Annotated in this window: 16 protein-coding genes; 9 read left to right on the top strand and 7 right to left on the bottom strand. The window is 49.5% G+C overall.

Annotated features, from left to right (window positions below; translation table 11 throughout):
* Positions 1-5: 5 nt before the first annotated feature.
* From ACJ67_RS12055 to ACJ67_RS12045, 3 genes are all read left to right on the top strand, one after another.
* Entirely contained in the window at positions 6-437 is a 432-nt protein-coding gene (locus ACJ67_RS12055) for an FKBP-type peptidyl-prolyl cis-trans isomerase (RefSeq protein WP_369799112.1), read from the top strand.
* A gap of 105 nt (positions 438-542) precedes the next feature.
* Positions 543-968: an OsmC family protein gene (locus tag ACJ67_RS12050; protein ID WP_049639278.1), complete on the top strand. Its 426-nt coding sequence runs from the start codon at positions 543-545 to the stop codon at positions 966-968.
* A 13-nt stretch (positions 969-981) separates the two neighbouring features.
* A complete protein-coding gene (locus tag ACJ67_RS12045) occupies positions 982-1,386 on the top strand; it encodes a VOC family protein (protein ID WP_049639277.1) in 405 nt (134 codons plus the stop codon).
* A gap of 82 nt (positions 1,387-1,468) precedes the next feature.
* On the opposite strand, the gene ACJ67_RS12040 is transcribed toward ACJ67_RS12045, so the two are convergent.
* The 3 genes from ACJ67_RS12040 to ACJ67_RS12030 all read right to left on the bottom strand — a co-directional run bounded on the left by ACJ67_RS12040 (position 1,469) and on the right by ACJ67_RS12030 (position 3,954).
* Positions 1,469-1,786, bottom strand: a complete 318-nt coding sequence (locus ACJ67_RS12040) for a DUF2322 family protein (RefSeq protein ID WP_049639276.1) — start codon at positions 1,784-1,786, stop codon at positions 1,469-1,471.
* A gap of 25 nt (positions 1,787-1,811) precedes the next feature.
* Positions 1,812-2,456 carry a 2-polyprenyl-3-methyl-6-methoxy-1,4-benzoquinone monooxygenase gene (coq7, locus tag ACJ67_RS12035; protein WP_049639275.1) on the bottom strand — a complete coding sequence of 215 codons (645 nt, stop codon included), beginning with the start codon at positions 2,454-2,456 and terminating at the stop codon, positions 1,812-1,814.
* Positions 2,457-2,526: 70 nt separating this feature from the next.
* Positions 2,527-3,954 carry a S41 family peptidase gene (locus ACJ67_RS12030; RefSeq protein ID WP_049639274.1) on the bottom strand — a complete coding sequence of 476 codons (1,428 nt, stop codon included), beginning with the start codon at positions 3,952-3,954 and terminating at the stop codon, positions 2,527-2,529.
* A gap of 172 nt (positions 3,955-4,126) precedes the next feature.
* On the opposite strand from ACJ67_RS12030, the gene ACJ67_RS12025 reads away from it, so the two are divergent.
* Positions 4,127-4,423, top strand: a complete 297-nt coding sequence (locus ACJ67_RS12025; protein ID WP_049639273.1) for a SelT/SelW/SelH family protein — start codon at positions 4,127-4,129, stop codon at positions 4,421-4,423.
* Positions 4,424-4,438: 15 nt separating this feature from the next.
* On the opposite strand, the gene ACJ67_RS12020 is transcribed toward ACJ67_RS12025, so the two are convergent.
* Positions 4,439-4,993 (bottom strand): C40 family peptidase, encoded by a 555-nt coding sequence (locus ACJ67_RS12020; RefSeq protein WP_049639272.1) that lies wholly within the window; start codon positions 4,991-4,993, stop codon positions 4,439-4,441.
* Between the two features lie 183 nt (positions 4,994-5,176).
* Here ACJ67_RS12020 and ACJ67_RS12015 point away from each other — a divergent pair, with 183 nt between their 5' ends.
* Complete coding sequence (locus ACJ67_RS12015; RefSeq protein WP_049639271.1) at positions 5,177-7,129, top strand: ATP-dependent DNA helicase; 1,953 nt, start codon at positions 5,177-5,179, stop codon at positions 7,127-7,129.
* Positions 7,126-7,527 carry an alternative ribosome rescue aminoacyl-tRNA hydrolase ArfB gene (arfB, locus tag ACJ67_RS12010; protein WP_049639270.1) on the top strand — a complete coding sequence of 134 codons (402 nt, stop codon included), beginning with the start codon at positions 7,126-7,128 and terminating at the stop codon, positions 7,525-7,527. The genes ACJ67_RS12015 and arfB overlap by 4 nt, the downstream gene beginning before the upstream one ends.
* Positions 7,528-7,586: 59 nt before the next feature.
* Here the strand turns inward: arfB and argJ are convergent, their stop codons facing one another.
* A complete protein-coding gene (argJ, locus tag ACJ67_RS12005; protein ID WP_049639269.1) occupies positions 7,587-8,813 on the bottom strand; it encodes a bifunctional glutamate N-acetyltransferase/amino-acid acetyltransferase ArgJ in 1,227 nt (408 codons plus the stop codon).
* 204 nt (positions 8,814-9,017) lie between these two features.
* Here argJ and ACJ67_RS12000 point away from each other — a divergent pair, with 204 nt between their 5' ends.
* Positions 9,018-9,713 (top strand): hypothetical protein, encoded by a 696-nt coding sequence (locus ACJ67_RS12000; protein ID WP_156171680.1) that lies wholly within the window; start codon positions 9,018-9,020, stop codon positions 9,711-9,713.
* A gap of 1 nt (position 9,714) precedes the next feature.
* Here the strand turns inward: ACJ67_RS12000 and ACJ67_RS11995 are convergent, their stop codons facing one another.
* Both ACJ67_RS11995 and cysS read right to left on the bottom strand, forming a co-directional pair.
* On the bottom strand, positions 9,715-10,410 hold the full coding sequence (locus tag ACJ67_RS11995; RefSeq protein ID WP_197080621.1) for a hypothetical protein: 696 nt from the start codon (positions 10,408-10,410) through the stop codon (positions 9,715-9,717).
* Positions 10,411-10,682: 272 nt separating this feature from the next.
* Positions 10,683-12,044 carry a cysteine--tRNA ligase gene (cysS, locus tag ACJ67_RS11990; protein ID WP_082164033.1) on the bottom strand — a complete coding sequence of 454 codons (1,362 nt, stop codon included), beginning with the start codon at positions 12,042-12,044 and terminating at the stop codon, positions 10,683-10,685.
* A 259-nt stretch (positions 12,045-12,303) separates the two neighbouring features.
* Between cysS and ACJ67_RS11980 the strand changes: the two genes are divergently transcribed.
* Entirely contained in the window at positions 12,304-13,395 is a 1,092-nt protein-coding gene (locus ACJ67_RS11980; RefSeq protein WP_049639265.1) for a tetratricopeptide repeat protein, read from the top strand.
* An 87-nt stretch (positions 13,396-13,482) separates the two neighbouring features.
* Positions 13,483-14,730, top strand: coding sequence for a L,D-transpeptidase family protein (locus tag ACJ67_RS11975; protein ID WP_049639264.1), 1,248 nt, complete (start codon positions 13,483-13,485; stop codon positions 14,728-14,730).
* The last annotated feature ends 19 nt before the right edge of the window (positions 14,731-14,749 follow it).

Raw genomic sequence — 14,749 nt, 5'->3', positions numbered from 1 at the left:
TCAGCATGTTGATGTTGATGACTGTCACAGGTTGCCAAGCGCAATCCAATTCTTCAAAAAACAAGGAAGCTACACAAATGTCTGCCAATGTGACTGAGTTACAAAAGATTGATACGGTGGTTGGTGATGGGCGCGAAGCTGAAATTGGTTTTAACGTCACTGTGCACTACACTGGCTGGCTATATGACGCCAATAAAGAAGACCATAAAGGCCAGAAGTTTGACAGCAGCCTGGACCGCAAGTCGCCCTTTAATTTCTTTTTGGGGGGCGGTCAGGTCATCCAAGGTTGGGATGAAGGTGTGCAGGGCATGAAAGTGGGCGGCAAACGTACCCTCATTATTCCTTCTGATCTGGGCTATGGCGCACGTGGTGCGGGTGGCGTGATTCCGCCCAATGCTGCCTTGGTGTTTGATGTCGAGCTACTTGGTGTGAAGTAAAAATAATTCTTTTCACGCCACCATCATGGCAGTGCGATTTTGCATGCTTCAGCAATACACTGACCTTGGTTCGTGGTGAATTGATTCAATGATGGGAAAGTCATAATGCAAGTCCAGGTGAAATGGATAGATGGTGTCAGCTTTGTCGGTGAGTCGGAAACTGGCCATGCAGTGGTTTTAGACGGTGCGCCTGAGAATGGCGGACGTAATATTGGCATGCGCCCGATGGAAATGCTGCTGATTGGCATGGGGGCGTGTACTTCGTTTGATGTCGTCACCATTCTTAAAAAAGCACGTCAGCCGATTGTTGACTGTGTGGCTGAGATTCAGGCTGAGCGCGCGGAAACAGTGCCTAAAGTATTTACCAAGATTCATGTACACTTTGTGGTGACGGGTGAGAACCTCAATGAGACACAAGTGGAGCGTGCAGTAAAACTCTCTGCAGAGAAATATTGTTCGGCCAGCATCATGTTGCAAAAAGCCTGCGAGATTACGCACGGCTTTGAAATCAAAGCGCCCAGCTTCGATTAAGTGAGGAGTTGGCATGAGCATTCCTCACGGCATGATAGGTATCCGGCATGTGGCCTTGTTTATCAAAGAGTTAGAGTCGGCTGTCGATTTTTACACGCGTGTGGTCGGTATGCAGATTGAGTGGCAACCGGATCCAGACAATGTATATTTGACCAACCAGGGTGATGTGTTTGCCCTGCACAGGGTCAGTTATACGCCTGATCCGATGCAGCGCCTGGATCATATTGGCTTTGTGCTGACCGACGCACAGGCGGTGGATGATTGGTATGCGCATATGGTTGCGCATGATGTACGCATTACCGAGGCGCCCAAAAGCCATCGGGATGGCTCACGTGGCTTTTATTGCCTGGACAGTGTAGGGCATTTGCTAGAGTTTATTTATCATCCCCCCATTGCGCAGCAGCTACTACAAAAGTAATTAGCGGCTGCTAACCTTATCCCGGCTTTGTGTATCAACTAAAAAGCCTCCTGAATCAGGAGGCTTTTCAATAAGGTGTCGATTATTCTGTCACTAACTTAATGGAGAGCGTCTGCTCTTTATCCAGGACATTCAGTAAGCGGTCAATATTGGGGTGCTTGCCTGGATGATCTTCTGCATCCTCAGTGTGTTCGGCATACAAGGCTAAACCTTCTACTGCCGCGTCAGTATTGATTTCACCAAACATTTTAAACAGATGGTGGTAAACCTTGATCGATCCCTGGGTGCCGGGTTTGTTTTCAATCACACCTGCTGGCTGATTGTTTTCATCATACAGTTCAATGCGTTTCACATGGTCCGCAGTGTCCAGCATCAGAAGATTGTCACTAAATTTTTGCATGGTTGACTCTAGGTTACTACAAATCTTACAAGTGATACGCAGTCCGTGTCATCACTTTTGATGCCAGACGCATGGCCAGTTTTACCGGGGTCGGCAATGCGGCACCACCGAGCTGTTCGGCAGTTTGGGCGTGTTGTTCTTCGTCTGTTTTCATTTGGGCGACAATGGCGCGCGAGGCATTGTCACCGGCAGGGAGTGTTTGTAAATGGCTATTCAGGTGCGCCGAAACCTGATGTTCAGTTTCAGCCAGAAAACCCAGGTTCCATTTGTCGCCCAACAATCCGGCAGTGAGTCCTAAACCAAAACTGGCACCATACCAGAGAGGGTTCAGCAAGCTTTTACGCCCACCCAATTCGGTGATGCGTTGTTCACACCAGGCGAGATGGTCAACCTCTTCACGTGATGCCTGTTTTAACGCCTCGACATTGGCGGGGTCGCGTGACACCAGTGCCTGGCCACTATACAAAGCCTGGGCACAGACTTCACCGACATGATTGATGCGCATGAGTGCTGCGGCATGCTTGCGTTCGTTATCGGACAACACACTTTCACCCGCTACCTCAGCGGCCGGGTAAGGGCGACTGGCAACGGCGGGGCTAAATACAGTACGCAGCCCCATGTCCATCACAGCAATCGCATTGTCTAATGTTAGTGGTGGTAAAGTCAGCATGTCGTGCTCCCTGTCCAAAACCTCTGTTGGCAGCCTGTGTTCTGTGATCAGGCGGCCAATAAAGAGTTACTTACGGTTTAGCTGCGCTTACTTTAGCGGGTTCTGGTGCTTTCTGAACTGGCAAGCCTTTGAGTTGGTTCAATGCCTGTTGAAACTGGAAGTCATCCTTGCTTGCTGGTTCAATCGGGCCACGTGCTTCGGCATGTTTCTCTTCCTTGAGCTTCTCTGCAGCTGCACGTGATTTTGCTTCGTCTAGCGCTTTGCTATCCACATTGCCTTTAGCATCGGTCGGATTGGACAAGTGTCGTTTCAAATCAGCTTCATGCAGGCTCAGGCTTGGATCAGAACCATCATCGACCGTAATATCTGGCACGATACCCTTGGCCTGTATTGAACGGCCATTAGGCGTAAAGTAACGGGCGGTGGTCAATTTAATCGCGCTGCCATTGTTCATTGGCAAGATCGTTTGCACAGACCCTTTACCAAAGCTCTGGATGCCCATGATGGTGGCACGTTTATGATCCTGCAACGCACCAGCTACAATTTCTGAGGCGGAAGCAGAGCCTGCATTGATCAGCACAACGATAGGAACGGATTTAAATTCTTCTGGCAAGTCTTTCAGATAATCTGATTTGCCACGACGTGCATAGTCCATCGGTGTTGCGTTCAAGCGCATTTTTGAATCCACAACACGACCTTCGGTATACACCACCAGATCATCCTTTGGCAAAAAGGCCGCAGACACGCCTACCGCAGCATCCAGTAAACCGCCCGGGTTATTACGCAAATCCAGCACCAGGCCTTTCAGCGGTTTTTTGTTTTCGGCAGCGAGCGTTTTAAGCGCTTTGGCCAGATCTTCACCTGTACGCTCCTGAAACTGGGTGATGCGTACATAGCCATAATCCTGTTCAATCCATTTGTTTTTCACACTCTGTGCCTTGATGACAGCACGTGTCAGGGTGAAAGTCAGTGGCTTGTCTTCGCCTTTGCGCAAGACTGTCAATGTGATTTTGGTGTCAGGGGTGCCGCGCATGCGTTTGACGGCATCGTTCAGGGTCAGGCCGCGCACCTGGGTGTCGTCCAGTTTCATGATCAGGTCGCCTGATTTCAGGCCAGCCTTGTAAGCGGGGCTGTCTTCAATGGGGGTGACCACTTTCACCAGGCCATCTTCCATGGCCACTTCAATACCTAGGCCACCAAACTCGCCTTGAGTGCCCGCTTGCAGTTCTTTGTAAGCATCGGCATCCATAAAGGTAGAATGCGGATCCAAGCCTTGCAGCATGCCGGAAAGCGCTTCATTGATGAGTTTTTTATCTTCTACTGGCTCTACATAGTCAGATTTTACTTTGGCGAATACTTCGGCAAAAACACGCAGCTCGTCAATAGGCAGCTGAGAGACGGATGTCCGGTCTGCCCAGGCGGAAATATTGATACTCACCAGAATACCTACAAATACGCCTGCACCCAGCAAGCCGAACTTTTCTAATTTGGAACGCATACAATGCCTTGTGTGATCAATTAAGCGAAGAATATTACTGTATTAAGAGTCAAGTTGCATCAACGGATGTCAGCCTGTTTTAGAGAGTGGAGAGAACGCTGTTAAGTTCATTTTCCGCTATTTCTATAAAATTGACTATACTTTCCACGCAAATAAATGTTTAGAGAGAAATATGCAAAAGCCTATCGTAGAAATTGAATTTTGTACACAGTGCCGTTGGCTGTTGCGGGCGGCCTGGCTGGCGCAAGAGCTACTGACGACATTTGATGGGGATTTAAAGTCAGTCAATCTGGTGCCCGGGACAGGTGGCATACTTGAAGTGCGCTGTGATGCTAAGGTGATTTTTTCGCGTAAAGAGGCTGGCCGGTTTCCTGAATCTAAAGAATTGAAGCAATTGATCCGCGACATGATAGACCCGGAGCGTTCACTGGGGCACAGTGACAGGCCAGTTAAAGGGGTTGGGGAGTGATTAAGCAGGCTGCGTTTATTGTGACGCTTCCACTTCGAGGCGTTTGGCCCCGTTGTAGCGCGTTCTCCAGTAGCGTTCATCCATGCTCTCTATACGAACTTTCGCACCTGCCCTGGGTGCGTGTATAAATTGGTTGTTGCCAACATAAATACCCACATGTGAAAAAGCTGATCTTAGAGTGTTAAAAAACACCAGGTCGCCAGGTTGCAGGTCTTCACGTTTGACGGCATCCCCCATTTCACTGATGGTGCGTGCTGATGGTGGTAGGGAAATTTGAGCTGCGTGCTTGAATACGTATTGGACAAACCCGCTGCAGTCAAAACCGGTTTCGGGGCTGCGGCCACCATATTTGTAGTCTACGCCGGTTAGGCTCAGGGCGCTGATCATGATTTCTTCAACTTTTTCCGACCAGCTACCAGAAATGGCAGACTGATTCTCCATCGCTTGATCTTGAGTGTAGCTGTAGGCATTTTGCCAGCGCTTGTCATCGCCTGGCGCGGCGACGCTTTTGCATTGGCATAGCAGCATGCTGACCATTAATGCAGCCAGCCGAATAACTGATTTATTCATCGCAATCAAAGGCTTGGAGAACGGGGTTGAGGTTATAAACAGAGCACTACGGGCTAAACCTTGCCATACTTTAATGGCATATGCAAGTATTCGGGGCTTTTTGCTGCCATTGTGGGCGACGGAGAACACGCTTGGTGGTTGAAAAAGCCTGCGATTTATGTGCGCTCGTGGGATAATTAAGATATGTCTTTACAGCAGCAAGTCAGTTCCGCATTTTCAGAAAACGGGTGTTTGGCGCAAGCGATGCCTGCTTTTCGTAGCCGTCCACAGCAGCAGGAGATGGCGCAGGCAATCGCCGAAGCGATTGAACAGCAACAGCAACTGGTGGCTGAGGCTGGCACCGGTACGGGCAAAACCTATGCTTACCTGGTGCCCGCCTTGTTGTCCGGCGGTAAAGTGATTATTTCAACGGGGACCAAAACGCTGCAAGACCAGCTGTACCAGCGTGACTTGCCTGCGGTAAGGGAGGCACTCAAAGTGCCAGTTTCTGTCGCCATGCTCAAAGGCCGTGCCAACTATATTTGTCATTACCATTTGCAGCGTGCCAGCCAGGAAGGACGTTTCCAGTCGCGCGAAGATGCGCAATATATCCCTATCCTGCAAAGCTTTGCCGAACACAGCCAAAGCGGCGATAAGGCCGAGCTGGTAGAGGTGCCTGAGCAGGCGACGGTGTGGCAACAAGTGACTTCCACACGCGATAACTGCGTAGGCCAGGATTGCCAGTACTACAAGCAATGTTTTGTCATGGAGGCACGTAAGCAGGCATTGGCTGCGGATGTGGTGGTGGTCAACCATCACTTGTTTTTTGCGGATGTCATGTTGCGCGATGAAGGCGTGGCTGAATTGTTGCCGAGTGCTAATACAGTGGTGTTTGATGAGGCGCACCAGTTGCCGGAAGTGGCAGGCCTGTTTTTTGGCGAAGATATATCCACCTCGCAGTTGATGGATTTGGGGCGCGATAGCCAGATGGCTTACCTGAGTATTGCCAAGGACTGTGTCGCGCTGAGCGAAGCGGTGCCGCCGCTGGAGAAGGCCTGTCGTGATTTCCGGCTGGTGTTCCAGTTTGAAGGCTCGCGCATGCCAGTGCAAAAAGCGCAAAGCCTTAAAAATTTTGACGATGCCTATCAACGCATGCTTGAAACCTTGTCCACGCTCACCGCCGTGCTTGAAACCCAGGCGGGCCGGGATCCGCTGCTTGAAAAATGCTGGCAGCGCGGAGAAGGATTGTTGGCTTTGCTGGAAGCCTGGTTAAAAGGCAATCAGGCCAACCTGGTGCGCTGGGTAGAAGTGTTCAGCCAAAGTGTGCAATTGCACGCGACCCCCCTCAGTGTGGCAGATGGTTTTGGCAAGCAGCTCAATGCACAACCGCGTGCCTGGATTTTTACGTCGGCCACCTTGGCTGTGAAGAGTGATTTCAGTCATTACCAGGGCCAAATGGGCTTGCTGGCTGCACAAACCAAACACTGGCAAAGCCCGTTTGATTATAGCCAACAGGCATTGCTCTATGTGCCAAGTGGCATGCCCGAGCCTAATAGCAGCGCTTACACTGCGGCTGTCGCTTCGGTCAGCCTGCCCATATTGCAGGCCAGCCGTGGGAGGGCGTTTGTGTTGTGCACCTCATTGAAAGCCATGCGTGAAGTGCATGCGCTGCTCAAACAGGCATTTGAAGAGCATGGCCTGGAATACCCATTATTGATGCAGGGCGAGAGCAACCGCACGGAGTTATTGGACCGTTTCCGGGCTCACGGCAACGCAGTGCTGGTTGGCTCACAAAGTTTCTGGGAAGGCGTCGATGTGCGTGGCGAAGCGTTGTCATGCGTGATCATAGACAAACTGCCCTTTGCGCCGCCAGACGACCCTGTGCTGGCTGCGCGCATCGACAAAATGAATGCCGAAGGTAAAAATGCCTTTATGGAGTACCAGTTACCCTACGCGGTGATTACCCTCAAGCAGGGGGCCGGACGCCTGATCCGTGACGAACAGGACGTAGGCGTGCTGATGATTTGTGACCCGCGCCTGGTGGATAAACCCTATGGTCGTCGTATCTGGCAAAGCTTGCCGCCTTTCAGACGCACGCGGGTACAGCAAGAAGTTGAGGACTTTTTTGCATTGATCAATGCTGGTGACCAGCCATGATAGAGATTCCTGCTCAAGAGTATACGTTGAGTGCCATTCGTGCGCAGGGCGCAGGCGGGCAAAACGTCAACAAGGTTTCTTCGGCCATTCATCTGCGTTTTGATATCCATGCTTCAAGCCTCAGTGAAGCAGTTAAAAGCAGGCTGCTGCATAGCAAGGATCAGCGAATTAACGCGGAAGGTGTGTTAGTGATCAAGGCGCAGCAATACCGGACGCAAGAAGCTAATAAACGGGATGCCATTGCACGCCTGCATGCGATTGTAGAGGCGGCGAGGCATGTGCAGCCGATACGTTACGCTACCCGGCCGACCTTGGCGGCCAGGAAACGGCGGGTGGCTGGCAAGATGCAGCGTAGCGTCGTTAAACGCGGTCGAGGCAGGGTTGTTGGCGAGGATTGACGGCGAGAATGTCATTCACCTCCAGAACGGAAAAAGGTGCGACTTAAGCGCACCTTTGCTTACGATCTGTAATCCGCATTAATCTTCACATAATCGTAAGAAAAATCGCATGTCCAAACCGTCGCATTGGCGCGACCACGGTTAAGCACCACGCGCACCAAAATATCGCTTTCCTTCATCACTGCAGCGCCTTGCTCTTCAACATAGCTCCCAGCACGACCACCCTTTTCAGCCACCAATACATCGCCTAAATAAAGCTGCATGGTGTTGACGTCGAGGTCTTCAATCCCTGCATAGCCAATGGCCGCCAGAATGCGGCCCAGGTTAGGGTCTGAAGCAAAAAATGCGGTTTTAATCAGCGGTGAATGCGCGATGGCATAAGCCACCTTGCGACATTCCTCCTCATCTTTGCCAGCTTCAACCTGTATGGTCATAAACTTGGTGGCGCCTTCGCCATCACGCACAATCGCTTGTGCCAGTTCGATAGCGACATCTGTGAGTGCATCACGCAAGGTGACAAAATCGGCACTCTGCTCATTGATGACCGCATTGCCTGCCTGGCCAGTCGCCATCAGGATCAGGCTGTCGTTGGTACTGGTGTCACCGTCCACGGTGATGCAGTTAAAGGATTTGTTCACGGCGTACTGGATGATGCTGTCGAGCGCCGCCTGGCTAATAGCGGCGTCGGTGGCAATATAACCCAGCATGGTCGCCATGTTGGGGTGAATCATGCCGGAACCTTTGCTGATGCCAGTAATTGTTACCTTTTTGCCATCAATAGTGAGTTGGCGCGAAGTCCCCTTGGCAACGATGTCTGTCGTCATGATTGCTTCAGCGGCATTCAGCCAGTTGTCTTCCTGCAGGTTGGCGACAGCAGGGGCAATACCAGTCAGCAACCTGTCCATGGGCAGCGTTTCCAGGATGACACCGGTTGAGAACGGCAACACTTGTTCAGGACTGATATTCAATGCTTGTGCCACACCGATGCAGCTGGCCCGTGCGTCGTCCAGGCCTTGTTGGCCAGTGCCTGCGTTGGCGCAACCAGTATTCACCAGCAAGGCGCGTATACCTTTGTTGAGTTTTAAATGCTCTTTACATACGGTGACGGGGGCTGCGCAAAAGCGGTTCAGGGTAAACACGCCAGACACGCTGCTGCCTTCAGGTAGGGTGATCACTAGCACATCTTTACGGTTGGGTTTGCGGATATGCGCTTGGGCGTATCCGAGTTGTACACCTTTGACGGGTAATAATGATTTTGCTAGGGGAGCGACTAGTTTGACCGGCATTCGATTTCTCTCGCGATTTTGTCTTTGAAGTAAATGGCTATTTTACAAGAGAATGGTGACAAAAAGTCTGCCCTAAAAACGGTGATAAACCGGCTCCATGATTTAATTTATGTTCGGCGATGTGATAATCTTTGATTTGTTAAGACTTGATAGGAGAGTAAGTTTTAACGGACACTTAAACTTTAATTAAAGATTGAAAGAAAAATGAAAAAAATAATTTCGATAGTATTAATGCTTGGCTTAGTCGGGTGTGCTTCAGTACAAAAGCCGGTAGCACTGGATAATCACTTCTGGGAGAACCGCAAACCCGTCATTGGCATCGCCAAAACCACAACACCGAAACCAGATGCATTTATGACGGGCAATATGGGGTTGTTAGATATCGCAATTAATCGTGGTAATGCAAAATCGTTGATCACACATCTGGAGAAAATGGATACCTCCAAAGTGAAAACGATGGATAACGAATTTATCGCCCAATTGCAGGCGAGAGGGTTTCAGGTGAAGAAAATTGATCAAGCGATTGATTTACAAAAGATGCAGAAGTTTTCCGGCAAGTCAGAAACGACGCCTTATGCCGAGTACGATTTCCGCAGCTTAAAATCAAATGACGTTGATTATGTGTTGTTATTGGCGGTAGAACGTGTTGGCACGATTAGAAATTATTACGGATTCATGCCCACAGGCGCTCCTATGGCTGATTTCAAATACAAGGGATATTTGGTTGATTTGAATACCAATGAGCTGAAATGGTATGTGGATGATGTGAGCAATATGCCTATTTCTGAGCCTTGGGATCAGTCACCTAGCTTCGACAACGTCTCTACTGCTGTGAACACCAATCTGGATCGCGGTATCGATAGCCTTGGCAATGCTTTTTTTGGCGGCAATTTGAAATAATTTAAGGTGCGGCCTGGCTGATCAGTTGTGATTTGGGTATCGAAATCAGCTGCGCAGCATCATGAGCAAACATCCGGCCAGCAATCCGGTCGGGTGTTTCCGCCAATAGAAATAATTGATTCTTGCTGGCTTTCCCTGAATGGGTGTCTATAAAAGAAATCTCTCTGACCGTTGATGCAGGCCCAGTTTTCCAGGTTTTGTCGAGGAAGTCCAGGATGAACATTTCAACCGCAACGTGTACACCGTCACGAATCGACTGCTTCAATCGCTCCCCGCCATTTTGAGTCCAGCTCGCTTTCAACAGGTTTTTATCCTGGCCGATCAGTTGGTGAGAGATATATTTAATTTCTGACAGATAAAATGGATTTACTTTATCTTTCACCCACAGCCTTGGGCTGGTTTCAAAACAAAGTGATTGAAGTTTGCTATCAAAATAGAGGCGATTTTCAAACGTCAGGATATAGTTTTGCTTGATTCGAACCAACAACCCCGCTTGATTTAAGGTGTTTCTAGAGTCGACATGTTCAAACTCAAATTGGGTATTGGCGAGTTGTTCAGACAGCTTCTCTTGTAACGCTGCACTGAACTCCTGATTAATATCCATGGATTGCAGGATTGCCGCTAACTCGGCATTAAACCTGGCGGCGGCATCATTTTCCCTTGCATTCTGGCCATTGATAATGCTGGTCGCAATCAAAGCCCCCACCAGGGATGAAATCGGGTCTGCCCCTGGTACCTGGGGTGTCTGAATAAAAGCTGCATTGTGGCGTGAAACTGGCAAAATGCTGAACTTATTGGTGTGCGTCATGATGTGTAACGCATCAGCTTTCTCATGAAATGAAGGGATGTCCATCGCAATCGAGTGCTGATAATTTAACTCTTCAGCTTGAAGACTGGTTACGATGCATAGTAACAACAAGGCCAGTTTTTTATACATTTTTAAGCCCAACAGAATCATGAGTCGTTTAGCTAAGCACGACGCCAGGTCGTTCCTTGCGGGGTATCTTCCAGAATAATACCAGCCTCAGCCAGCTCCTTGCGGATGCGATCTGCTTCGGCGTAGTTTTTGGCTGTTTTGGCCGCAATACGGGCATTGATCAGGCTTTCAATATCCAGGTCGCTATTGCCGGTTTCACCTTGCATAAAGCTTTCCGGGTCGCGTTGCAACAAGCCGATGATTGCAGCCAATTGTTTCAGCAATGTGGCCGTGGAGGCAGATTTATCCTTGTTCAAGTCATTGGCGAGTTCAAACAACACGGCAATGGCTTCCGGCGTATTAAAGTCATCATCCATCGCGGCCTTGAATTTAGCAGCCTGAGGCAAACTCCAATCAATTGTAATGTCCGTGATCTTGATGCCGCGTAATGCCGTGTACAAGCGCGTTAATGAAGCCTTGGCATCATCAAGGTGCTTATCGGAATAATTGAGCGGGCTGCGGTAATGTGCGCGCAAGATAAAGAAACGCACGACTTCCGGGTCATACTTTTCCAGTACTTCGCGGATGGTAAAAAAATTGCCCAGCGATTTGGACATTTTTTCATCGTCCACACGGATAAAACCGTTATGCATCCAGTAATTAGCCATGGTGCAGCCGTGGGTGGCTTCAGATTGAGCGATTTCGTTCTCGTGATGCGGGAACTGTAAATCCTGCCCCCCGCCATGAATGTCAAAGTGTTGCCCCAGATGCTCGGCGCTCATGACAGAGCATTCAATATGCCAGCCAGGACGGCCATTGCCCCACGGAGACTCCCAATAAGGCTCGCCTGGTTTGGCGGATTTCCATAACACAAAGTCCAGCGGGTCCTGCTTGTGACCGTCGACATCGACACGTTCGCCAGCACGCAAATCGTCCAGGCTTTTGCCTGAGAGTTTGCCGTAGTCATTAAAAATGCGCACTTTGTAAAACACGTCACCGTTACCTGCCTGGTAGGCAAAGCCCTTGGCAATCAGCTGGCTGATCATGTCCAGCATGCCCTGCACGTGTTCGGTGGCGCGTGGTTCAATGTCAGGTCGGATAATCCCCAATTTGGCCGAATCTTCATCCATGGCGGTAATGAAGCGCTGGGTGAGGCTTTGGATGCTTTCGTTATTTTCGTTGGCACGTTTGATGATTTTGTCGTCAATATCGGTGATATTGCGTACATAAGTCACTTCATAATCGCTGGCGCGGAACCATCGCGCAACCATGTCAAACACGACCATCACGCGTGCATGCCCTAAATGACAGAAGTCATATACCGTCATGCCGCAGACATACATGCTGACCTTTTTGTCTGTGATGGGCTTGAAGTCTTGCTTGCTGCGGGAAAGGGTGTTGTATAGTTTTAACATGCTAACGAAATGTAGATGGATGAATGCGTGATAAAATTAGCGAAATGACTGCAGTGTTTAATTTATATTAAGATTGTGGGGCTTGTATTCACTGTTGGCGAGGGGTGCCACTGTTTGATAATTTGTTGTCAGGTAACCACGCAACACATAAATTTGATGCTGAATCATCGCGTAATAATCACCTAAACGCGCCCTGTCTCTTGTACAATTCAAGTATAACATACTGCTAAAAATCAACGATTGCTCAGGTAATAAACTCATGAATGCAACATTAAAAAAATATTTGCTGGTCTTGGGTGTCTTGTTAAGCCAGGCCACCTTTTCTCATTATGCGTTGGCGGGTCAGGTCAATGTCGAGCTGCGTGAAATCAACCAGCTTTCCGAACAGGGCAATCAGGCCGCAGCGCTGGAGCGCGTGAATGCATACCTGGCAGCCAACCCAAAAAATGCGGAAGCCATGTTTATGCGTGGCGTGATTCTGGTAGAGCTGGGTAAGCGTGATGATGCGATCAAGTCATTTACTGAGCTGACTGAGAAATATCCCAATTTGCCTGAGCCATACAATAACCTGGCAGTGCTTTATGCCGACCAGGGTCAATACGACAAAGCCAGGAAGGCACTGGAATCAGCCATTAAAACGCACCCAAGTTATGCCACTGCGCACGAAAACCTGGGAGATATTTACGCACGCCTGGCTTCTGAGGCTTATGACAAAGCACTCAAGCTGGATACGTCTAACAGTCGTGCACAAAACAAGTTGGCCATGATCACTGACCTGTTTGGTGGAAAACGTACGACAACGCGTACGACAACCACAGCACCAGCCCCCGCAGTGACGCCAGCACCAGCAACACCGAGTGCGACTCCATCGGCAAATACTCCTCCAGCATCCCCGGCACCTGCAGCAACAGCGCCGGCTGTGACGGCGCCTCCTGTGGTGGCGGAAACTAAAAAACCTGCAACAGTGGAATCCAAACCTGTAGAAGAGAAACCAGCTGCGGCCCAGCAGGAGCGCGCAATACTCGATGCAGTGAATGCCTGGGCGGGTGCCTGGTCTGGACAAAATGTGGACCGTTACCTGGATAGCTATGCCAAAGACTTTAAAACACCCGGTGGTGAATCCCGTAAGCAATGGGAGTCTACCCGTCGTGAGCGCGTGAGCCGTCCCAGCAAAATTTCAGTCAAGCTCAGTAATCTGGCAGTGAAAATAGAAAGTGATACGGCAGCCAAGGTCACTTTCCGCCAAGTTTATAAGGCGACTGGTCTGGACGCGAATTCGAACAAAACATTGAATATGGTCAAAGAAGGAAGTCGCTGGGTGATCCAGCAAGAGCGCGTCGGTAAATTCTAGTCCTCAGCTAAGTTGGGTGAAGCGAGTTAAATCGCTATTTAAGCAGCGATTTTGGCCGTTTAAGCGTGCAAGATTTGGTTTAAACAAATGTATAATATCGGTATGAGTAGTTTGAGAAAGTACTGTTATATTGCGTTTGTCAGTGCTGCGCTATTGCCTTGGAATGCAACCGCGGTTAACCATGAGGCGTTGACTGCGCGTTTGTTCATTCAGAACAAGAATACCAGCCCGGTTGAACGCATGTTGGTGCAAACTTTGCAGTCTATTAAAGAAGGCCGTTTGCAACAGGCCCTGGACTATGTAGACCAGTTACTGGCGATCTCCCCTAATTTTGCCCTTGCTCACCTGATTCACGGCGATCTGCTGTCTGCCAAAGCCAGGATACTTAATAACTTTGGCGATGCCAATGTCGCCGACGTTAACCGTATCCAGGACTTCAAAGAAGAAGCCGAAATCCGTATCCGCAATTACTTCGATCGTAACCGGGGCTTGACGCAGCCCAATATGTTGGTGGAGCTGTCTGAGAAGCAAAGCCATGTGTTGTTTGTGGATACCGCCCGTTCGCGCCTCTACGTATATGAAAAGGCTGAGGGGGATGTGCTCAAGTATGTTGCCGATTATTACGTCACCATCGGTAAAAACGGTATCGGCAAAAAAGACCAGGGCGATAAACGCACACCAATAGGTGTCTATTTCGCCTCGCGCAAACTTAACCGCCCATTGCCGGATTTGTATGGCGATGCAGCATATCCGTTGAATTACCCCAATGAAATTGACAGCTACGAACGCAAGACTGGTTCAGGCATCTGGATTCATGGAACGCCAAGGGATACCTATAGCCGTCCTCCCCGTGCCAGCGATGGCTGCGTCGTGTTGTCCAACCCGGATATGAAAGCCTTGCAGGATATATTGCAGGCTGGCAATACCCCGGTAGTGATAGGCGTCAATTTTCAATGGGTCAACCCGCAATCATTACGTCAGCAAGACCGTGCTAAAGCCGATTTGAAGGCGGCTATAGAGCATTGGCGTAAAGATTGGGTGTCGCAGAATACCGATGCTTATCTGTCTCACTACACCAGTGACTTTTTTTATTCAGGAGGCGACTTGTCCAAATGGGCCAGCTATAAGCGCCAGATTCAGGCGGCAAAACCCAAGGTCGCAGTCAACCTGTCTGAAGTCAGCATGTTCACTTATCCGAACTCGACGAGAAATATGGTGGTCGTAGATTTTGAGCAGGAGTTTTCAAGCGCAGCCTTACGTAATGTCATGAAAAAAAGGCAATACTGGGTGCAGGAAAACGGGCAATGGAAAATTTTGTATGAAGGATCAGCTTGATGCGCATGTTGTCTTGGAT

Origin of the sequence: Methylophilus sp. TWE2, assembly GCF_001183865.1 — a bacterium.
Lineage (GTDB): Bacteria > Pseudomonadota > Gammaproteobacteria > Burkholderiales > Methylophilaceae > Methylophilus.
Note: the sequence above shows the minus strand (reverse complement) of the source record. Positions and strands in the feature narration are given on the sequence as shown.